This is a genomic window from Pseudoduganella aquatica (assembly GCF_009857595.1).
GTDB lineage: Bacteria > Pseudomonadota > Gammaproteobacteria > Burkholderiales > Burkholderiaceae_D > Rugamonas > Rugamonas aquatica_A.
In genome coordinates this window covers 31,183-51,068 of sequence record NZ_WWCU01000008.1, presented here as the reverse complement: position 1 = coordinate 51,068, position 19,886 = coordinate 31,183, and the positions used below count along the sequence as shown (strand labels likewise).

20 protein-coding genes and 1 tRNA gene are annotated in these 19,886 nt (G+C 65.1%); 14 read left to right on the top strand and 7 right to left on the bottom strand.

Translation table 11 applies throughout. From position 1 onward, the window contains the following. Positions 1-119 precede the first annotated feature (119 nt). Both GTP77_RS09620 and GTP77_RS09615 read right to left on the bottom strand, forming a co-directional pair. Positions 120-1,370: an ABC transporter substrate-binding protein gene (locus tag GTP77_RS09620; RefSeq protein WP_161071953.1), complete on the bottom strand. Its 1,251-nt coding sequence runs from the start codon at positions 1,368-1,370 to the stop codon at positions 120-122. Positions 1,371-1,431: 61 nt separating this feature from the next. Continuing rightward, on the bottom strand, positions 1,432-2,700 hold the full coding sequence (locus GTP77_RS09615; RefSeq protein WP_228895744.1) for a maltoporin: 1,269 nt from the start codon (positions 2,698-2,700) through the stop codon (positions 1,432-1,434). A gap of 342 nt (positions 2,701-3,042) precedes the next feature. On the opposite strand from GTP77_RS09615, the gene GTP77_RS09610 reads away from it, so the two are divergent. The 6 genes from GTP77_RS09610 (at position 3,043) to GTP77_RS09585 (ending at position 9,137) form a co-directional block, all read left to right on the top strand. Beyond that, positions 3,043-4,314 carry an ABC transporter substrate-binding protein gene (locus tag GTP77_RS09610; protein WP_229202141.1) on the top strand — a complete coding sequence of 424 codons (1,272 nt, stop codon included), beginning with the start codon at positions 3,043-3,045 and terminating at the stop codon, positions 4,312-4,314. 6 nt (positions 4,315-4,320) lie between these two features. After that, positions 4,321-5,034: a response regulator gene (locus tag GTP77_RS09605; RefSeq protein WP_321170365.1), complete on the top strand. Its 714-nt coding sequence runs from the start codon at positions 4,321-4,323 to the stop codon at positions 5,032-5,034. After that, on the top strand, positions 5,027-6,484 hold the full coding sequence (locus tag GTP77_RS09600; protein ID WP_161071951.1) for an ATP-binding protein: 1,458 nt from the start codon (positions 5,027-5,029) through the stop codon (positions 6,482-6,484). Before GTP77_RS09605 ends, GTP77_RS09600 begins: the two co-directional genes overlap by 8 nt. Before the next feature lie 9 nt (positions 6,485-6,493). After that, positions 6,494-7,549: a zinc ribbon domain-containing protein gene (locus GTP77_RS09595; RefSeq protein ID WP_161071950.1), complete on the top strand. Its 1,056-nt coding sequence runs from the start codon at positions 6,494-6,496 to the stop codon at positions 7,547-7,549. A 126-nt stretch (positions 7,550-7,675) separates the two neighbouring features. Beyond that, a complete protein-coding gene (locus GTP77_RS09590; protein WP_161071949.1) occupies positions 7,676-8,452 on the top strand; it encodes a GIN domain-containing protein in 777 nt (258 codons plus the stop codon). A gap of 67 nt (positions 8,453-8,519) precedes the next feature. After that, positions 8,520-9,137 carry a tetratricopeptide repeat protein gene (locus GTP77_RS09585; protein ID WP_161071948.1) on the top strand — a complete coding sequence of 206 codons (618 nt, stop codon included), beginning with the start codon at positions 8,520-8,522 and terminating at the stop codon, positions 9,135-9,137. Here the strand turns inward: GTP77_RS09585 and GTP77_RS09580 are convergent. The 5 genes from GTP77_RS09580 to GTP77_RS09560 form a co-directional block, all read right to left on the bottom strand. Further along, the gene (locus GTP77_RS09580) at positions 9,134-9,679 is read right to left on the bottom strand and encodes a cytochrome b/b6 domain-containing protein (RefSeq protein WP_229202140.1); all 546 of its coding nucleotides are present in this window, start codon (positions 9,677-9,679) and stop codon (positions 9,134-9,136) included. The genes GTP77_RS09585 and GTP77_RS09580 overlap by 4 nt on opposite strands. Next, positions 9,669-9,932: a PepSY domain-containing protein gene (locus GTP77_RS09575; RefSeq protein ID WP_161071947.1), complete on the bottom strand. Its 264-nt coding sequence runs from the start codon at positions 9,930-9,932 to the stop codon at positions 9,669-9,671. The genes GTP77_RS09580 and GTP77_RS09575 overlap by 11 nt, the downstream gene beginning before the upstream one ends. Before the next feature lie 34 nt (positions 9,933-9,966). After that, the gene (locus GTP77_RS09570; protein ID WP_161071946.1) at positions 9,967-10,650 is read right to left on the bottom strand and encodes a Fe2+-dependent dioxygenase; all 684 of its coding nucleotides are present in this window, start codon (positions 10,648-10,650) and stop codon (positions 9,967-9,969) included. After that, positions 10,644-11,744 (bottom strand): alpha-hydroxy acid oxidase, encoded by a 1,101-nt coding sequence (locus tag GTP77_RS09565; protein WP_161071945.1) that lies wholly within the window; start codon positions 11,742-11,744, stop codon positions 10,644-10,646. The genes GTP77_RS09570 and GTP77_RS09565 overlap by 7 nt, the downstream gene beginning before the upstream one ends. 124 nt (positions 11,745-11,868) lie before the next feature. Continuing rightward, positions 11,869-14,253 (bottom strand): TonB-dependent receptor, encoded by a 2,385-nt coding sequence (locus tag GTP77_RS09560; RefSeq protein ID WP_229202139.1) that lies wholly within the window; start codon positions 14,251-14,253, stop codon positions 11,869-11,871. Between the two features lie 196 nt (positions 14,254-14,449). Here GTP77_RS09560 and GTP77_RS09555 point away from each other — a divergent pair, with 196 nt between their 5' ends. The 8 genes from GTP77_RS09555 (at position 14,450) to GTP77_RS09520 (ending at position 19,882) form a co-directional block, all read left to right on the top strand. Further along, a complete protein-coding gene (locus tag GTP77_RS09555; RefSeq protein ID WP_161071944.1) occupies positions 14,450-15,427 on the top strand; it encodes an NAD(P)H-quinone oxidoreductase in 978 nt (325 codons plus the stop codon). A 98-nt stretch (positions 15,428-15,525) separates the two neighbouring features. Then, a complete protein-coding gene (tpiA, locus tag GTP77_RS09550) occupies positions 15,526-16,287 on the top strand; it encodes a triose-phosphate isomerase (RefSeq protein WP_161071943.1) in 762 nt (253 codons plus the stop codon). Between the two features lie 54 nt (positions 16,288-16,341). Next, a complete protein-coding gene (gene secG, locus GTP77_RS09545) occupies positions 16,342-16,779 on the top strand; it encodes a preprotein translocase subunit SecG (protein ID WP_161071942.1) in 438 nt (145 codons plus the stop codon). A 125-nt stretch (positions 16,780-16,904) separates the two neighbouring features. After that, positions 16,905-16,989, top strand: a tRNA-Leu gene (locus GTP77_RS09540). Between the two features lie 188 nt (positions 16,990-17,177). Then, entirely contained in the window at positions 17,178-17,537 is a 360-nt protein-coding gene (locus tag GTP77_RS09535; RefSeq protein WP_093556298.1) for an NADH-quinone oxidoreductase subunit A, read from the top strand. A 3-nt stretch (positions 17,538-17,540) separates the two neighbouring features. Further along, the gene (locus tag GTP77_RS09530) at positions 17,541-18,017 is read left to right on the top strand and encodes a NuoB/complex I 20 kDa subunit family protein (protein ID WP_056397301.1); all 477 of its coding nucleotides are present in this window, start codon (positions 17,541-17,543) and stop codon (positions 18,015-18,017) included. A gap of 18 nt (positions 18,018-18,035) precedes the next feature. Next, positions 18,036-18,629: an NADH-quinone oxidoreductase subunit C gene (locus GTP77_RS09525; RefSeq protein ID WP_161071941.1), complete on the top strand. Its 594-nt coding sequence runs from the start codon at positions 18,036-18,038 to the stop codon at positions 18,627-18,629. Further along, positions 18,629-19,882 carry an NADH-quinone oxidoreductase subunit D gene (locus GTP77_RS09520; protein ID WP_161071940.1) on the top strand — a complete coding sequence of 418 codons (1,254 nt, stop codon included), beginning with the start codon at positions 18,629-18,631 and terminating at the stop codon, positions 19,880-19,882. The genes GTP77_RS09525 and GTP77_RS09520 overlap by 1 nt, the downstream gene beginning before the upstream one ends. The last annotated feature ends 4 nt before the right edge of the window (positions 19,883-19,886 follow it).

The following is a 19,886-nucleotide window of genomic DNA, read 5'->3' as shown; positions in this document are numbered from 1 at the left end:
TCCGTAGGGCGGGTTGGCGGAACGCGTAACCCGCCTGTGCGTGCGTTGCGGCGGCGCCGGCGGGTTACGCGCTGCGCGCTAACCCGCCCTACGGTGTTGCTTTGCCTCGGTACGGCGGCTTACATGGTTTTGGCGGCTTTGGCCAGCGCTTGCGCGGCGGCTTGCGGCGTCATGTTCGAGTTCATGAACTTGGCGATCACGTCCTGGATGGCGCCGGCCTTGGCGCTGTCGATGGCCATGCCGTGCGCCAGCGACGGCAGCAGCGCGTTGGCCTTGCTGGTGGCCGCCATGTCGTCCATCGAGCGGGTGGCGCAGCTGTCGAACTTGGCGCGGGAGACGCCCGAGCGCACCGGAATCGAACCTTTGTTCAGGTTGAACACTTCCTGGAACTCGGGGCTCATCACGGCGCCGGCCAGCGTCAGCTGCGACTTCTGCTCTTCCGCGCTCTTGACCTTGAACATGGCCAGCGAGTCGATGTTGAAGGTGTAGGCATTGCCGGTGCCCGGCGCCGGCACGCACAGGAAGTCCTTGCCCGCGACCTTGCCCGCAGCCGTGAATTCGCCCTTGGCCCAGTCACCCATGAACTGCATGCCGGCCTTGCCGTTGATGACCATGGCCGTGGCCAGGTTCCAGTCGCGGCCCGCCGCGTCCTTGTCGATGTAGGTCTTGATGCGGGCCAGCGTTTCAAAGGACTTGATCATGGTGGGGCTGGACAGGCTGGCCTGGTCCAGCTGCACCAGCGCCTTGCGGTAGAAGTCCGCGCCGCCCACGCCCAGCACCACGGACTCGAACACGGTGGCGTCCTGCCATGGCTGGCCGCCGTGGGCCACGGCCACCAGGCCGGCCTTCTTGATCTTGTCGGCCGCGTCGAAGAACTCGGCGAAGTTGGTGGGCGCCTTGGCGCCGGCCTTGGCCAGTACTTCCGGGTTCACCCACAGCCAGTTCACGCGGTGCACATTCACCGGCACCGCCACGTAATGGCCTTTGTACTTCATCACATTGGTGACCACCGGCGGCAGCACCGATTCCCACTTGCCCTCGGCGGCGGCCGCGTCGATATTGGCCAGTACGCCTTCCTGGCCCCATTCCTGGATGGCCGGGCCTTTGATCTGGGCTGCGGCCGGGGCGCTGCCCGCCATCACGCGCGCCTTCAGCGCGGTGGTGGCGTTCTCGCCTGCGCCGCCCGCCACCGCGAAGTCTTTCCAGGCCACGCCTTTTGCCTCCATCATCTTCTTCAGTTCAGCGATGGACTTTGCTTCGCCGCCCGAGGTCCAGTAGTGCAGTACTTCGACTTGCGGCGCGGCCTGGGCCAGGGTGGCGGTGCTCAGGGCGAAGGCGAGGGCGCTCAGCGCCAGTGGATGCAGTTTCATTGTGTGTCTCCTGTTGAATTTTATGAGTGAAGGTCTTGGTGCCGGGTCTTACTGCCAGCGCTTACCACCAGGCTTCCATGTGGATGCCGTAGGAAACGCCGCTGGTGTCGCTGCCGTACACCGCGCCGGAGTTGTTGGACGCGTTGACCGACTTGCTGGCCGCGTCGTTCCACTTGCCGTAGCTGACGAAGAAGCGCAGCTCGGGACGGGCGAAGTAGTCGCGCGCCAGGCTGATGGTGGGAGCGATGGTCAGCTTGGTCAGGCGCTGCGTGCCTGGCGTCTTGTCGGCCTTCAGCTGCGTCACGCCGAGTTCGGCCTGCAGCTTGAAGTTCTCGGCCAGCGCGTACACGGGGCGGGCGCCGACGGTGGTCCAGGTGGTGGCGCCGTCCTTGTCGTTCTTGTCGCGCTGGTACAGGGCCACGAACTCCATGCTGAAGTCGCGGGTGGGCTGTATCACCACGTCGTCGAATATGCGCAGGCGGGTGTAGTCCGATCCCAGCAGCGTGCTGCCCGACGGGCCGATGCGCGCGCAGCACGGGCCGTTGATGCCGGTGCCGGGGCCGACGCCGTATTGCACGCCAACGGTGTTGCCGCCGCCGAAGACCTTGGCCTGGCGGTGGAACACCGACAGCTGCCAGCCGTCGTGCGTGGTCTTGTCCTGGCCCTGGGCCGAGATGACGGAGGCGGCGAAGTCCAGCGTGCCGTTGGGGTTGACCGGCAGGCCTTCGTACACCAGGTTCTGGCGCAGCGCGGACGGCGAGTCGATGACCTTGCCGGTGGCCGGGTCGGTGGTGTTGAAGTCGTTATCCTTGAAGACGGCGTAGCTGATCTTGCCCGCGCCCAGGGGGTAGCCGTCGATGCCGCCGCCGGTGCCGTTCATATTGATGTACTGCATATCCAGCATGTGGATATCAGGACGGTAGTAATGGCGCTTGCCGACCCAGACGATGCCGCCGTCCATGAAGGGCAGGTTCTTCGCTTCGATATAGGCCTTGGACACGCCCAGCTTGGCGTCGCCGAAGTCGGAACTGTTCTTGTAAGCGTCGGCCCAGAAGGTGCCGACGAAGCTGGCGCCGTTGGCGGACTTGGCCAGCTCCTTGGTGTAGCCCAGCTCGGTGAAGCTGTCGCACTCGTTGCCGAGGCGGTAGGACATGGTGATGCCGCCCAGGCCGTAGCAGCTTTGCGTGCCGCCGTGGTTGCTGGTGCCGCCGCCGGCGCGCAGATAGCCGTGGAAGCCTTCGGTTTCATGGTCGCCAGCGTAAGCGGCGCCGCAGGACAGGGCCAGCGCAATGGCGGCGGGCAGGGAAAGGCGGACGAATCGGGTCATCATAAGGTCAGGTCTCCGGTATAAGTTTGTTTTGTGTTTTTTGCTACCGGGACGGACAGTAGCACCGGCCGAAATGTGATTCCAGCAGGCGCGCGGAGGGCAGGAAAGTGTTGCTTAAGTAGTTGATTTTTATGAAAAATAGTACTTTCCACGCAGGCCGGCCGCTAACATAAACTTACACAGCTCCTGTGTGCTGCGCCGCAGCGGCTGCAACATTTCGCAATAAATCCATACGCTTTCTTGCAAAATGCTTTGCATCCTTACCATCGTTTCAAGAATGCTTTGGGTTATAGTCTGGGCACACAAAACGCCATCCTGGAATGGCTACAAAAAAATCTCAGAGACATGACGGAAACCATCAGCCACAAGCTGCGCTTGGCCGCCTGCTTGCTATCCATTCTGCTATCGACCATGGCGTGCGCCAGTGCGCGCGCGGAGTCCCTGCAGGTACTGCACTGGTGGAAGTCCGTCAGCGAGCGCAGGGCGGTCGACCTGATCGCGCTGCGGCTGGCGGAGTCCGACATCGGCTGGCGCGACAGCATGATCCCCAGCGGCTCGGGCGCGGGCGCCGGCATCGTGCTGCGCAGCCGCATGTTGGCCAAGGACGCGCCGGAGGTGGCGCAGGTGAACGGCATCGTCATCCGCGACTGGGCCAGGCTGGACCTGCTGCTCGACCTGGACGCCGTGGCTGCGGCCGGAAAATGGGATAAACAGTTATTGCCCACCGTGGCCGACGCCATCAAGTCGGACGGCCATGTGTATGCGGCGCCGCTGGGCGTCCACCGCATGAACACCATGTTCTACAACCGCAAGCTGCTGGCGCGCCTGAACCTGGCCGTGCCGGAGACCTGGGCGCAGTTCGAGCAGGCCGCCGCCAGGCTGCACCAGGCGGGCGTGGTGCCGCTGGCGCAAAGCAGCGAGCCGTGGCAGGTGACCACCTTGTTCGAAGCGCTGGTGCTGTCCGAAGGCGCCGAGTTCCACCGCGACCTGTTCCAGCGCCGCAATGCCGCCGCCTACGCCGACCCGCGCCTGGCTGCGGCCTTGCAGCGCCTGCGCGGCCTGAAGAAATGGATGGGCAGCCCCATCGTCGAGCGCAGCTGGGACGAGGGCGTGCGCGAGCTGGCGGACGGCCGCGCCGCCTTCATGGTGATGGGCGACTGGGCCAAGGGCGAACTGGTGTCGCGCGGGCTGACGGTGGAGGAGGGCTTCGGCTGCGCCGCCGCGCCCGGCACCGCCAGCTACCACCTGTACAACATCGACACGCTGGGCATGCTGGCCACGCGCGAGCCGCACCGCATGGCGCAGGAAAAGCTGGCCGCGCTCATCATGTCGCCCGCCGTGCAGAACGACTACAATCAGATCAAGGGCTCCATCCCCGTGCTGCGCAATCCCGCGCTGGCGAAGATGGACGTGTGCGCGCGCGCCTCGTGGAAGCTCTTTAACAGCGGCCCGGAAGCGCTGGTGCCCAGCCTGGTGCACCGCATGGCGACCGAGGAAGTGGTGCGCGACGCCATCGTGGCCGAGGTGCACCGCTACTTCCTGGACGATAATGCCGGTGTGGCCGACACCCAGCGCAGGCTGGCCGCCATCGCCCGCACTTTTACCAAGACAAAATAGAAGCTCATCATGCGCAAGATCCTGATCGTCGACGACGACCAAAAAACGCGGACCCTGCTGAAAGCCTACCTGGAGAAAAACCAGTACGACGTCGGCCTGGCCCAGGACGGCCAGACCTTCATGGCCGAGTTCAACCGCTACGCCGACGAGTTGTCGCTGGTGATACTGGACGTGATGCTGCCCGATACGGACGGCTTCGCGCTGTGCAAGGCGGTGCGCAGCCGCTCCAATGTGCCCATCATCATGCTCACCGCCAGCTCGGACGAGACCGACCGCGTGGTGGGCCTGGAACTGGGCGCGGACGATTATGTGTCCAAGCCCTACAGCCCGCGCGAGCTGCTGGCGCGCATCAAGGCCATCCACCGCCGCACCGGCATGGACAATGCGGCCGCGCCGCGCTACTACCGCTTCGTCGGCTTCACGCTGGACACGGTGGCGCGCACCGTCACCGGCGCGGACGGCGAGATCGTGCCGCTGACGGGGCTGGACTTCCAGCTGCTTAAATACTTCGTCGAGCACGCGGGCGACATCCTGGACCGCAGCGCGCTGTGCGAAGGCACGCGCGGGCGCGACTCCGGGCCGCTGGACCGCTTCCTCGACGTGCAGATCAGCCGCTTGCGCCTGCGCCTGAACGACGGCGGCCGCAATCCGCTGCTCATCAAGACGGTGCGCGGCGCGGGCTATGTGTTCTCGGCCGACGTTACCGCTTCCAATGCCTAAATTCCTGGCGCGCCTGCTGCCGCAATCCCTGCAAGGCCGCCTCACGCTGGTGATGGTGATCGGCGTGCTGCTGACCCAGTTGGTGGGCAACTTCATCTGGGCCGCGCAGCGCCGCGCGGAGGCGCTCAGCGAAACCGGCACCGCCGCGCAGCACCTGGCGCACAGTGCTTCCAGCGCGGTGCGTTTCTTTCTCAGCCTGCCGCCCAATTACCGGCCGCTGATCATCCAGCAGTTCCGCGAGATGGGCGGCACGCGCTTCCTGGTCAACATCAACCAGGCGCCGGTGCCGGCGCGCGCCATTGCGGGCCAGGAACTGGCGGACGCCGCGCTCAAGCAGGTGCGCGCCACGCTGAAGGAAGACCTGCCCAATATCTCGGAAGTGCGGCTGGCCTTTGCCTGGCCGGACAAGCTGCCGGTGGGTGACAACGGCGCCACCATCGCCGACCTGCCGGACACCTGGGTGCAGCACATCATGCTGACCAAGCCGGCGCCGGTGCTGCTGATCCAGGTGGAAATGGACCCCGGCCACTGGCTCTACCTGGCCACGCTGATGCCCAATCCCTATTTCCTCGAAACCGGCAATCCGCTCACGCGCGACCGGCTGTTGCTGCAGGCGCTGTCGCTGGCGGCGGTGCTGCTGCTGTCCATCATGGTGGTGCGCTGGATCACGCGGCCGTTGGCCGCGCTGTCCGAAGCGGCTACCGCCTTCGGCAAGGGCGAGCACGGTCCCGCGCTGCCGGAGACGGGCAGCCGCGAGTTCGTCAACACGGCGCGCGCCTTCGAGGCCATGCGCCAGCGCATCCAGCGCTACATCGAAGACCGAGAACGCCTGTTCGTCTCCATTTCGCACGACCTGCGCACGCCCATCATGCGGCTCAAGCTGCGCACCGAACTGCTGGACGACGAGGCCATGCAAAGCGAATTCCACGACGACCTGGACGAACTGGACATGATGGTGAAGGGCGCGCTGCAAACCGTGAAGGACAGCGACATCCACGAGAACCCCACCGAGGTGCGGCTGGACGCGCTGCTGGGCCGCATGGTGCGCGACGCGCAGCTGGCAGGACACGCGGTGCTGTTCAGCGCATCAGGGCTGAGCGTGGCGGCCAAGCCGCTGGCGCTCAAGCGCGCCATCGGCAACCTGCTCAACAACGCGCTGCACTACGGGGACAAGGTGGAGCTGGCGGTGCGCGAGCGGGCCGGCAATATTGAAATCGAGGTGCGCGACCACGGCCCCGGCGTGCCCGAGGCCGCGCTGGCCGGCCTGTGCGAACCGTATGTGCGGCTGGAACACGGGCGCAGCCAGAACAGCAGCGGCATGGGTCTGGGGCTGGGCATCGCCCGTGGTATCGTTCAGGCGCACGGCGGCGAACTGCTGCTGGCCAACGCCCCCGGCGGCGGCTTCCGCGCCACCATCGTTTTGCCGGGCGGCGCCTTCGTTCCACTTTGAAAGGCAGGCATGAGCAAATCGCTGCGGTTGTCCGAGAAATGGTTCCAGCGCGGGCTGTGGCTGGTGGCGCTGGCGTTTGCGTGGTTCCTGATCGGCCTGGGCGGCAAGATCGTCGGCAACCTGGGCGGCGTGGAGGACACGCTGACGCTGGAGCAGTTCATGCAGCAGCCGCGCGCCGCGCAGCTCAAGGCCACGCTGGCGCAGCAGCGCCAGCGCCAGGCCGAGGCCAACGCGGCCCTCTTGCAGGCACGCCAGAAGCACCAGGTGGCGGTCGCCAACAGCCACAGCACGCGCGAGACCTTTGACAACTGGCTGGCCACCCGCAGCGTCACCGCGCGCTCGGAGCAGGATCCGGAAGTGATCAAACGCACCCGCGAGCTGGACGGGCTGGCCGGCGCGGAACGCCAGGCGCTGGCGCTGGTGGAAGCCCAGGAGCAGGCCTACCTGGACGCCAGCCAGGCCACCGACAAGGCGCAGGCGCAATGGCAGGTGCTGGAGGAGGCCGCGCGCGAGCCCTACGGCGACGCGCTGCGGGCCAGGGAGCTGCGCGTGTTCGGCTATCGCCTGCTGCTCACGCTGCCGCTGCTGGCGCTGGCAGGCTGGCTGTTCAAGACCCGGCGCAAGGGCAAGTACTGGCCTTTCGTGTGGGGCTTCATCATCTTTGCCGGATTCGCCTTCTTCGTCGAGCTTGTGCCCTATCTGCCCAGCTACGGCGGCTATGTGCGCTACATCGTGGGCATTGCGCTGACGGTGCTGGTGGGGCGGCAGGCGATAGTCTCGCTGCAGCGCTACCTGGAGCGGCAAAAGGCCGCCGAAGCCATGCCGGACCGCGAACGCCGCGAAACGCTGCAATACGACGTGGCGCTGGCGCGGCTGGCCAAAAGCGTGTGCCCCGGCTGCGAGCGCAAGGTCGACCTGAAAGACCCGTCCATCGACTTCTGCCCGCACTGCGGCATTGGCCTGTTCGACCACTGCGGCCACTGCCAGACCCGCAAGAGCGCCTTCAGCCGCTTCTGCCACGCCTGCGGCACCTCCGCACCGGCTGCACCCCAGCAGACTGGGTGACCTGAACTGTAATCTGCCCCGCGTTTTTTGCAGTTCGTCGCAAAAGCGGCCGGGGCGGCATCGGCTTGGGTATAGTGCTGGAATACCGATAATGCGCGGCCATCCCGCCTACCGAGGATTCCTGATATGACCATTTCTTCCCGTATTCTGTTCCGCCTGGGCCTGATTTTGGCCGCTTTCGGCCTGCTGCTGCCGGGCGCCCGCGCCGCCGACGATACCGTCACCGAGAGCCGCACCATCGATGCGCGCGTGGTGCGGGTCAAGCTGGACGGGGTGCTGGACCTGAAACTGCGACGAGGCGACACGCCTTCGCTCACCATCATCGCCGACAAGCGCTACATGGGCAAAATCACCAGCGCCCAGTCGGGCGACACGCTGCATCTGGAGTCGGACGTGCGCAGCTTCAAGTTCAACCACAGCCTGGTGCGCGCCGAGCTGGTGCTGCCGAATCTGCGCCAGGTGGTGTCGGACGGCGTGGGCACCACCGAAGTGACGGGTTTCAGCGGCGACGACATCGAGCTGACGCTGGAGGGCGCCGGCAGCATGAAGGTGGTGTGTGACTACCGAACGATGCGCGTCAACCTGGGCGGCGTGGGCAGCATGCACGTGTGGGCCAGCGAGAACGACAGCGTGGAACTGGACCTGCAGGGCGCCGGCTACGTCACCATCGGCGGGCGCAGCAAGATGCTGAAGGCCACGCTGGGCGGCCTGGGCGGCCTGAACGCGCAGCAGTTCCAGGCCGACAGCGTGAACCTGGAGCTGAGCGGCCTGGGCAACGCCACCGTCACCGCGCGCGACAACGCCACGTTGAACCTCTCCGGTCTGGGCTCGGTCACAGTCTATGGCAAGCCGGCCAGCCGCAATGTCAGCGTGGACGGCCTGGGCAAAGTCAGCTGGAAGTAAATGGTGCCGCGCGCTGGCGCGGCAATAAAACACAAGTACGGATACAAGTACCCATTTCTTGAGCAACATGAAAAAACTACTACTAGCGATGATCGCGATCGGTCTGGTGCTGGGCGCCCAAGGCGCCGCGCAGGCCGGCTTCGCGGAAGGGGCCACGGCCTACAACAACCGGAACTACAGCCTGGCGTACAAGGAAATCGAACCGCTGGCGCGCAACGGCAACACGGACGCCGAGCACCTGCTCGGCTTGATGTATTACATGGGCCGCGGCGTGCCGCAGGACTACAAGCAGGCGCTGAACTGGCACCGCAAGGCGGCCGTGAAGGGCAAGGCGGACGCGCAATACGTGGTGGGCGCCATGTACTACACCGGCAACGCCGTGATCCAGGACCACAAGCAGGCGGTGATCTGGTTCCGCAAGGCCGCCGAGCAGGGCCACCCGGATGCGCAGCAGACGCTGGGGCTGATGTACCGCTATCACATCGGCGGCATGCCGCAGGATAACGTGCTGGCCTATATGCTGTGGAACCTGGCGGCCGCCAGCGGCTCCATGAACGCGGCCGAGCAGCGCGCGGCCGTGGTGCGGAAGATGACGCCGGAGCAGATCGAGGAAGGGCAGGCGCTGTCGGCCGCGTGGAAAGTCGGCACGCCGCTGCCCAAGCAGTCGCGCACCGGCGGCGGCTAGTCGGCGGGCGTTTCGGGGGACTCTTCGGGGGACTTATTACCGCTGAACATGGCGGCAACCAGGTTCTCGCGGTGCTGCCAGCTGGTGAAGATGACACCGCCCACATGGGCAGCGATCAGCGCCACCAGCAGCCAGGCCAGGCTTTCATGGATGCGCACCGGCCAGGCGTAGCCCCACAGCAGCTCGGTGGTGGTGAGCCAGCCGGTGAACGCCACCAGGCCCACGCAGGACAGCAGCGCCACCACCATCCATCCGCCCAGCGGATTGTGGCCCAGGTAGCGCGGCGCCGTGCCGGCCAGCACCTGGCGCAGATAGGCCATGGTCGGCCCCGCGCCCAGCACGAACTGCGGAAAGCGCGCATAGCTGCTGCCGGCAAAACTCCACAGCAAGCGCGCCGCGACGGCAGACGCGGCCGCGTAGCCGCAGTACTCGTGCAGCGGGCCGATGTCCTCGCTGGTGTACCAGGCGGCGGCGATGCTCGATACCAGCAGCCAGTGCAGCAGGCGCACCGGCAGGTCCCAGATTTTCAGCTTATTCTTCAACGCGGGCGAAAGTCACAGGGTCGAAAAAGGCTTCCACACGCTTGCCCTTGGGGTCTTTGGCGTACACCTCGTAGCAGGAAGTGGTGGCTTCCATGCGGCGGATCTGCCAGCCTTCCTTGGTCAGTTTCTGCTCCAGTTCCTCGTGCGATTTCCACTCGGTTTTCGGAGCCTTGGTGCATTTCACGTCGCCGTGCGCCCAGGCGCCGCTGGTGGCCAGTGCGAGCAGCAGCGGCAGGATGATTTTCGATTTCATGGCTTGTCCTTGGAATGTTATGTATGGCGCTGCTTCAGGTGGTGGCCCAGCGCCGTAAGAGATTATGGTAGATCCCGGTCAGCTTGACCAGTTCCCGCTGATGCTGCTCCAGCGCCGGTGTCAGGCGCTGGATGGACTGGTCGAGGTCGAACAGCATGCTGCGCTCGCCGTCGTCCGCCACCAGGCTTTCGATCCAGAAGAAGGAGGCCAGGCGCGCGCCGGCCGTCACCGGCGCCACGCGGTGCAGGCTGGACGACGGGTACAGCACCAGGCTGCCCGCCGCCAGCTTGACCGCCTGCACGCCGAACTCGCCCTCGATTTCCAATTCGCCGCCTTCATATTCGTCCGGCTCGGCCAGGAACAGCGTGGCCGACAGGTCGCTGCGCAGCGCCTGTCCGCCGCCGGGCAGCTGCATCACCGCGCTATCCACGTGGGTGCCGTAGGTGCCGCCGTCCTGGTAGCGGTTGAACTTGGGCGGGTAGATGCGGCGCGGCAGCGCTGCCGACACGAACAGCGGATGGCTGGCCACCGCGCGCAGGATATGGTTGCCCAGGCTGACGGCCGGTTCCACGCCGTCGGCCAGCTGCAGGTTGTGCTTCACGCGGCGCGCCTGGCTGCCGCTGGTGGCGGCGCCGTCCTGCCATTCGGCGCGGTCCAGCCAGGCCCGGAACTGGCCCACTTCGTCCTTGCTCAGCACATTGTCTATGGTAATCAGCATGGCGTCCTTTTCGCTTGCAGGGCGCTGGCGGTGATCTGGTCCACCGTGGCGCAGCCCGCCAGGGCCATGCACACTTCCAGTTCCTCCAGCAGCAGTTTCATCATATGGGCCACGCCCAGCGCGCCGGCCACGCTCAGCGCGTACAGCTGCAGGCGGCCCACGGCGGCGGCGCTGGCGCCCAGGGCCAGCGCCTTGAAGATGTCCGCGCCGGAACGGATGCCACCGTCGAACAGCAGCGGAAAATCCGGTCCCAGCGCGGCGCGGATGGCGGGCAGGGCGTCCAGGCTGGCAGGCGCGCCGTCCAGGCTGCGGCCGCCGTGGTTGGACACCACGATGCCGGCCACGCCCGCGCTGCGCAGGGCGGTGGCGTCGTCCGGGTGCAGCACGCCTTTCACCCACACCGGCACGCGGGCCTGCGCCAGCAGCCAAGCCAGGTCGTCCCAGGTGGGGGCGCTGCGCATCACGCCCTGGAAGATGCGGCTCTCGCCGTCCGCCAGCTGGGCCGGGGCGGCGGCGGGGTAGGGCGCCAGGCTGGCCGCCACGCACTCCGGCGGCAGCCGGAAGTCCAGCGCCAGGGCGCCCCGGCTGGCTACCTGGATGGGTGCGTCCAGCGTCACCACGATGGCGCCGTAGCCGGCGGCCTCGGCGCGTCGCAGCAGGTCCAGCGTGGCTTCGCGCTGCGGCTGGAAGTAGAGCTGGAACCAGCGCTGCGGCCCGCCCGCGCGCGCCACGTCTTCCAGCGTGCAGGAGGCCAGCGTGCTGGTGATCATGCAGGCGTCCACCGCGTGGGCGGCGCGCGCCGTGTCGATTTCGCCCGCGCCGTGCACCAGCTTGTGGAAGGCCACCGGCGCCAGGAACAGTGGATGGGCGTAGTCCTCGCCGGCCAGTGTGATGCGGGTGTTGCCCGTGCCGACGTCGCGCAGCAGGCGCGGCACGATATGCCATTGCCCGAACGCGGCCCGGTTGGCCGCCACGGTGAGGTCGTGCCCGCTGCCGCCGGCCACATAGGCGAAGGTGGGCGCGGCCAGGTGGCGCGGCGCCAGCGCTTCGTAGTCCTGCGCGCAGCGTATGTCGGGAGGAATGGAGTGGCTCATGAATGAAGAAATGCCGGGAAGTGGTATGCGCTGTAGGGCGGGTTAGCGTAGTGTAACCCGCCGTTCGCATGCATTTCGACGGCTATGGCGGGTTACGCTACGCTAACCCGCCCTACACGAGGGATTACAGCTCGTAGTTCAGGGTCAGGCGCACGGCGCGCGCATCGCCCTTGTACATGAAGAAGCCGGCGCGGTAGACGGCGGTGTAGTAGTCCTTGTTGCTCAGGTTGAGCACGTTCAGGCGCAGGTCGAAGCGGCGGCTGAAGCGGTAGCTGGCGAAGGCGTCGTACACGGTGAAGGCAGGCACCGGCTGCTGGCACACGCCGCCGGTGACGGCCGCGCCGGTGTCGGGCTGGCCGCCGCAGCGGTCGCTCTCATGGCGCGCCGTGCCGCCAAAGGAGAAGGCGTCGGTGGCCTGGTACTTCAGCTGGGCCGAGTAGGTCTGCTTGGCGAAGTTGCTCAGCGGGTTGTTCAGGTTGCTGGCGGTGGCCGAGGCCAGTACTTTCGAGTTCATGAAAGCGCCGCCCAGCTGGCCGGACAGGTTTTCGGTGAAGTTGCCCACCAGGCCGAATTCAATGCCGCGCACGCGGTTCTTGCCGGTGTTGAAGGTGCCGATGGTGTCGTAGTTGGCGCCTTCCATCACGTCCTTCTTGGTGGTCTGGAACAGTGCGGCGGTAGCCAGCAGCTTGTGGTCGAATAGGTCCCACTTGGTGCCCAGTTCCAGATTGGTCGAGGTCTCTGGCTTGGCGCCGGCGATCTGGTTGTTGTACAGCACGGCGCCGCCGTAGCCGCTGGCGGTGCCGGCGTCGGCCTCGCCGCCGTTGATGTCCTGCGCGGTGGCGGCGCTGGCGTAGACGATGGCGTCCTTGGCCACTTTGTAGCTCAGGCCGAAGTGGCCGTTGACCAGGGTGTCGTTATAGCCGTAGCTGCCGGTGATGACGTCGGTGGTGTTGTTGCGGCGTACCAGCGACAGGTCGAAGTAGTCGGCGCGCAGGCCGCCGAAGGCGGTGAACTTGTCGCTCAGGTCCACGGTGTCCATAACGCTGAGCGAGGTGGTCTTCACGCGCCAGTCCTGGTTCCAGCTCAGGCGCTGGACGTTGCGCACGGCCAGTGTGCTCAGGTTGGCCACCGGCACGCCGGCGCTGTTGGTGAAGCACAGGGCGTTGTTGGGGCCGATGAAGGGGCTGGTGGCGTTGCCGGTGGCGCTGCGGCAGTTGAAGCCGCTGTTGTTCAGGTTGTAGTTGCCCGACACGACCTGATGGTCGGTGTATTCCAGGCCGAAGATGAATTCATGCTTCAGGCCGCCCAGCTGCTTGTCCCAGCGCAGATTGCTCTGGTGCGCGAAGTAGTCGATGTCTTGCCAGCCGGTGTGGCCGCTGTCGATGTAGGAGGTGGTGTAGGCCTTGCCGGTGGCGCCGTCGTAGCGGGTACCGCCGGAGGCGCCGGTGGTGACGTAGGCGTTGCTGGACTTGCCGTAGCGGGTCAGGCTGGTCAGCTTCAGGCCGGGCTGGATGGTCCAGTTGATGCGGGCGGTGCCGGTGTCGACGTCGGACTTCAGGAAGTCGCTCTGCTGGGCGTACACGGGGATGTTGGTCACGGCCACGCGGTTGGGCACGGTGCCGCTCAGGTAGGTGCCCAGGTCCGGCATCTTGTCGTGCGTGCGCAGGCCGTAGTAGTCCAGCGTGACGGACAGGTCCTTGCTCGCTTCGTACAGACCGGAAATGGCCACGCCCTGGCGCTGGCGGCTCGACGGCGAGCGGTCAGGCACGTCTTCCTTGGCGTCCAGCAGGTTGGCGCGCAGGGCGAAGTTTTCGCCGAAGCCCTTGTTGATGTCGGTCGACACGCGGTGGTGGCTGTCGCTGCCGACGGCGGCGGAAACGCGGGTGAAGTCGTGGTCCAGCGTGGCTTGCTTGGTGATGGCGTTGATGGCGCCGCCGGCGGTGCCGCGGCCGGCAAAGCTCGAGTTCGGGCCTTTGGAGATTTCCAGCTGCTCGATGGCGAAGCTTTCGCGGGTGCTCATGCCGGGGTCGCGCAGGCCGTCGACGAAGACGTCGCTGCGGGCTTCCTGGCCACGAATGATGTAGCGGTCGCCGAAGGCGTTGCCGTTTTCGCCGGTGCCCAGGGTCACGCCGGGCTGCGCGCCCAGGATTTGTTTCAGGTCGGTCAGGCCGGAGTCGTCGATGGCCGCCTTGGTCACCACGGAAATGGTTTGCGGCGTTTCAGCGATAGGGCGGGTGTGGCGGCTATCGGCCGAGGTCTTGGCTTTATAAGCGGCGCCTTGTTCGGCGTTCGGATTTGGGTCCAGGCGCTTGCCCAGGATGATGACGGAGCCGGTTTTTTCGTCCTTCTCGGCAGCGGCGGTGTCGGCGCCGTTGTCCGCATGCGCGGCCAGCGGCATCAGCATGGCGGTGGAAATGCTCACGGCCAGGGTGGTCTTGGCCATGGCGCTCAGGGCGCTGTCTTGTTCGAGGCGGAGGCTTTTAGGCTTGCTGATAGCTGGCTGTTTCATGGAGTTCCCGGGAAGATGCTGGTTTTATAAGTTCCCGAAAGTATAGTTTCCCCAAGATAAAAAGTAAATAGGAATCGATCTCATTATCACTACTAATATCGTTCAGTGCTGCGGACGGTGGCAGGGGCTGGCTGCGCGGCTGTCTCCGCTCGCGTACAATCGCCTTTTTCAGCGATGAACTTAGGAGAGGGCAGCCATGCGTGCAATAGAGATCAGCCAGCCCGGCCCGGCCGACGTGCTGCGCCTGTGCGAGCGTCCCATACCCGAATTCAAGGCCGGCGAGGTGCTGATCAAGGTGCGCGCGGCCGGCATCAACCGGCCGGACGTGTTCCAGCGCCTGGGCAGCTATGCGCCGCCGCCGGGCGCGTCCGACCTGCCGGGCCTGGAGGTGGCGGGCGAGATCGTCGACGGCGACCTGGCCGGCAGCCGCTTCAGCAAGGGCGACCTGGTGTGCGCGCTGGCGCAGGGCGGCGGCTATGCGGAATACTGCACCGCGCCGGCCGACCAGTGCCTGCCCATCCCCAAGGGCCTGTCCATGCTGGAGGCGGCTTCGCTGCCGGAAACCTTCTTTACCGTGTGGAGCAATGTGTTCGACCGCGCCCATTTGATGCAGGGCGAAACGCTGCTGGTGCAGGGCGGCACGTCCGGCATCGGCGTGACGGCGATCCAGCTCGCCGCAGCCATGGGCCACCGCGTGTTCGCCACCGCCGGCAGCGATGAGAAGGCGCGCATCTGCGAACAGCTGGGCGCCGAGCGCGGCATCAACTACAAGACCGAGGATTTTGCCGCCATCGCCAAGGAGCTGACCGGCGGCAAAGGCGTGGACGTGATCCTTGACATGGTGGGTGGCGACTACTTACCGCGCGAAATCAACTGCCTGGCCGATGACGGCCGCATCGCCGTGATCGCGCTGCTGGGCGGCGCCAAGGCCACGCTGGACTTGGGCCAGGTGCTGCGCCGCCGCCTTACCGTCACCGGCTCCACGCTGCGCCCGCGCCCGGTGGCCTTCAAGGCGCGTATTGCGGCGCAGTTGCGCGCGCGCGTCTGGCCGCTGCTGGAGTCGGGCGCCATCAAGCCGGTGATACACCAGGTGTTCCCGCTGGAGCAGGCCGCCGCCGCGCACGCGCTGATGGAAAGCAGCACCCACGTGGGCAAGATCATGCTTGAAATATGAGCAAATAATCAAGCCAATGAGCAACACTCCAGCGATGCTGGTTTGACCCCGGTTTGCGGCTCGCGTTAAAATAACGGGTTATTGAATTTTAGGCTACTATGCGACGCAAACTCGTCATCGGAAATTGGAAAATGAACGGCAGCCGCGACAGCAACGCTGCGCTGTTGTCCGGCATTGCGGCTGGCGTTGCCGCCGAATCTGCGGCCAGGCAGGCTGACTGCGCCGTGTGCGCGCCTGCGCCTTACCTGGCCCAGTGCCAGGCTGCGCTGCAAGGTTCGCCCGTCGCATGGGGTGCGCAGGATGTCTCTGCTTACGCCGCAGGCGCTTACACCGGCGAGGTTGCCGCGTCCATGCTGGCCGACTTCGGCTGCCGCTATGTGATCGTGGGCCACTCGGAGCGCCGCGCCTATCACCACGAGAGCAATGAGCTGGTGGCCAAGAAGGCGCTGGCTGCGCTGGCTGCTGGCTTGACCCCGGTGGTGTGCGTGGGTGAAACGCTGGCCGAGCGCGAAGCAGGGCAGACCAATGTGGTGGTGTGCGCCCAGCTGCAAGCGGTGCTGGACGTGCTGGAAACTTCGGCACTGGGCAAGATCGTGCTGGCTTACGAGCCGGTATGGGCGATCGGCACCGGCAAGACCGCCACCCCGGCCATGGCGCAGGAGGTGCATGCGCAGCTGCGCAAGCAAGTGGCCACCCGCGACGCGGCGGTGGCCGGCGGCGTGCAGATTTTGTACGGCGGCAGCATGAAGCCGGAAAACGCCGGGGAATTGATGGCCCAGCCGGATATCGACGGCGGCCTGATCGGCGGTGCGGCACTGAAGGCGGCGGATTTCCTCGCCATCGTGCACGCTGCGGAATAATGTATTAACCGAAAACGATTTAACTGAAATACCCTCAATTGGAAATGGAATAGCATGAACACTTTGCACAACCTCATCGTCGTCGTCCAGGTGCTGTCGGCGCTGGCTATTATTGGCCTGGTGCTGCTGCAGCACGGCAAGGGCGCGGACATGGGCGCAGCCTTCGGTTCCGGCGCATCCGGCAGCCTGTTCGGCGCCAGCGGCTCGTCGAACTTCATGTCGAAGTCGACCGCCGTGGCGGCGGCCATCTTCTTCGCCGCCACCCTGGCGCTGGCGTCGATGGCCACCAACCCGGGCGTGAGCACCGGCGGCGGCGTGATGGACAAGGTCACCACCCCGGCTCCGACCAAGGGTTCGGCAGCGATCCCGGCCGCCGCGCCAGCCGCGCCGAGCGCCGCTGACACTGCCGCCGCCGCCGGTGTGCCTGCTCCGGCAGCCGCATCGGCGCCTGCCGCGCCTGCGTCCGCTCCGGCCCCGGCGCCGCAAAAGTAATCCCCTCGATATCCCTGATATCCTTGATACTCTAGGAATTCAGTCAAGCTTTACCGTTTTCTTCTTGTTTTGCCGCAATACGCATTAACAAAGCAGTGAAATCACTGTAGAATAACGGGCTTAACGCCGACGTGGTGAAATTGGTAGACACGCTATCTTGAGGGGGTAGTGGCGAAAGCTGTACGAGTTCGAGTCTCGTCGTCGGCACCAAAGAAATACAGAAAGCCAGCAGGTGCGCCAGGGCAGGGGAAATAATCCCTCCACCCCGGCCTAAGCTGGTTTTTTTACGAGGATGTGTCGTTTGATCCTGGTCTCAATGTTGATTGGGGTCGAGCGTTTACTGCACCGCAGGGTAGCGCGGTGCCTTCCTAAACGATCGTTCAACATTAAGCTCATCAATGAACCTCGAAAATTACTTCCCCGTTCTCTTATTCCTGCTCGTCGGCCTCGGTGTCGGCGTAGTTCCCCAGGTGCTTGGCCGTCTGCTCGGTCCACACAAGCCTGACGCGGCCAAATTGTCCCCCTACGAATGCGGTTTCGAGGCCTTCGAAGACGCACGCATGAAATTCGACGTACGATACTACCTCGTCGCAATTCTGTTTATTTTGTTCGATCTGGAAACGGCATTCTTCTTCCCATGGGGCGTCTCCATGCGCGAACTGGGCTGGCAAGGTTTCATTACGATGATGGTGTTTATCGCCGAATTCGTGGTCGGTTTTTGGTATATCTGGAAGAAAGGTGCCCTTGATTGGGAATAAGCCATGGCTATTGAAGGCGTATTAAACGAAGGTTTCATCACCACCACAGCCGACAAGCTGATCAACTGGGCGCGCACCGGGTCTATGTTCCCGATGACGTTCGGCCTGGCCTGCTGCGCGGTTGAAATGATGCACGTGGGCGCAGCCCGCTACGATCTGGACCGCTTCGGCATCGTGTTCCGTCCGTCGCCGCGCCAGTCCGACGTGATGATTGTTGCCGGCACGCTGTGCAACAAGATGGCGCCGGCGCTGCGCAAGGTCTACGACCAGATGTCCGAGCCGCGCTGGGTCATCTCGATGGGCTCCTGCGCCAACGGCGGCGGCTACTATCACTATTCCTACTCCGTGGTGCGCGGCTGCGACCGCATCGTACCGGTGGACGTGTACGTGCCGGGCTGCCCGCCTACGGCCGAAGCGCTGCTGTACGGCATCCTGCAGTTGCAAAACAAGATCAAGCGTACCAACACGATCGCACGCTAAACGGGGCGCTTCAGAACTATGAGTACACAATTGGAAGTCTTGCAAAACGCCCTGGCTACGGCCCTGGGCGATCGCGTTACTACGGTAGTAGCGCTGGGTGAAATCACCCTGACCGTGAAAGCGGCCGATTACTACGCCGTCATGCAGACCCTGCGCGACGATCCCACGCTGCATTTCGAGCAGCTGATCGACCTGTGCGGCGTCGACTATTCGACCTACGGCGACGGTAGCTGGGACGGCCTGCGCTACGCGGCCGTGTCGCACCTGCTGTCGGTCAAGCACAACTGGCGCGTGCGCGTGCGCGTGTTCGCACCGGACGACGACATGCCCGTGGTGGCGTCCGTCATGCCGATCTGGCGCGCCGTCAACTGGTACGAGCGCGAAGCGTTCGACCTGCTGGGCATCCTGTTCGAAGGCCACAACGACTTGCGCCGCATCCTGACCGACTACGGTTTCGTGGGCCATCCGTTCCGCAAGGATTTCCCGGTCTCCGGCTATGTGGAAATGCGCTACGACGAAGAACAGAAGCGCGTGGTCTACCAGCCTGTCACGATCGAGCCGCGCGAAAACGTGCCGCGCGTGATCCGCGAAGAAAACTACGGGATGAAATAATGGCTGAGATTAAGAATTACACCCTGAACTTTGGTCCGCAGCACCCGGCAGCGCACGGCGTGCTGCGCCTGGTGCTGGAGCTGGACGGCGAAGTCATCCAGCGCGCCGACCCGCATATCGGCCTGCTGCACCGCGGCACCGAGAAGCTGGCCGAGCAGAAGACCTACCTGCAGTCCGTGCCTTATATGGACCGTCTGGACTACGTGTCGATGATGTGCAACGAGCACGCCTACGTGATGGCGATCGAGAAGCTGCTGGGCGTTGAAGTCCCGCTGCGCGCACAGTACATCCGCGTGATGTTCGACGAAATGACGCGCCTGCTGAACCACCTGATGTGGCTGGGCGCGCACGCGCTGGACGTGGGCGCCATGGGTCCCTTCCTGTACGCCTTCCGCGACCGCGAAGACCTGTTCGACTGCTACGAAGCGGTATCGGGCGCGCGCATGCACGCGGCCTACTACCGTCCGGGCGGCGTGTACCGCGACCTGCCGGACACCATGCCGCAGCACAAGGCTTCGCCGATCAAGTCGGCCAAGACCATCAAGGAACTGAACGACAACCGCCAGGGTTCGCTGCTCGACTTCATCGAAGACTTCTCGCGCCGCTTCCCGACCTATGTCGACGAATACGAAACGCTGCTGACCGACAACCGTATCTGGAAACAGCGTACCGTCGGCATCGGCGTGGTCACGCCGGAAGACGCGCTGGCCATGGGCTTCACCGGCGCCATGCTGCGCGGTTCGGGCATCGAGTGGGATCTGCGCAAGCAGCAGCCATACGAAGTGTACGACCTGATGGACTTCGACATTCCAGTGGGCACCAACGGCGACTGCTACGACCGCTACCTGGTGCGCATTGAAGAAATGCGCCAGTCGAACCGCATCATCAAGCAGTGCGTGGAGTGGCTGCGCAACAATCCGGGTCCTGTCATGTCCAGCAACCGCAAGGTGGCGCCGCCGTCGCGCGTGGACATGAAGACCAATATGGAATCGCTGATCCACCACTTCAAGCTGTTCACCGAAGGTTTCCACGTGCCGCCGGGCGAAGCATACGCCGCGGTGGAGCACCCGAAAGGCGAGTTCGGCATCTACCTGCTGTCGGACGGCGCGAACAAGCCGTACCGCATGAAGCTGCGCGCGCCAGACTACGCCCACCTGCAGTCGCTGGACGAAATGGCGCGTGGCCACATGATTGCCGATGCCGTGACCATTATTGGTACACAGGACATCGTGTTCGGCAGTATTGACCGCTAAGTCC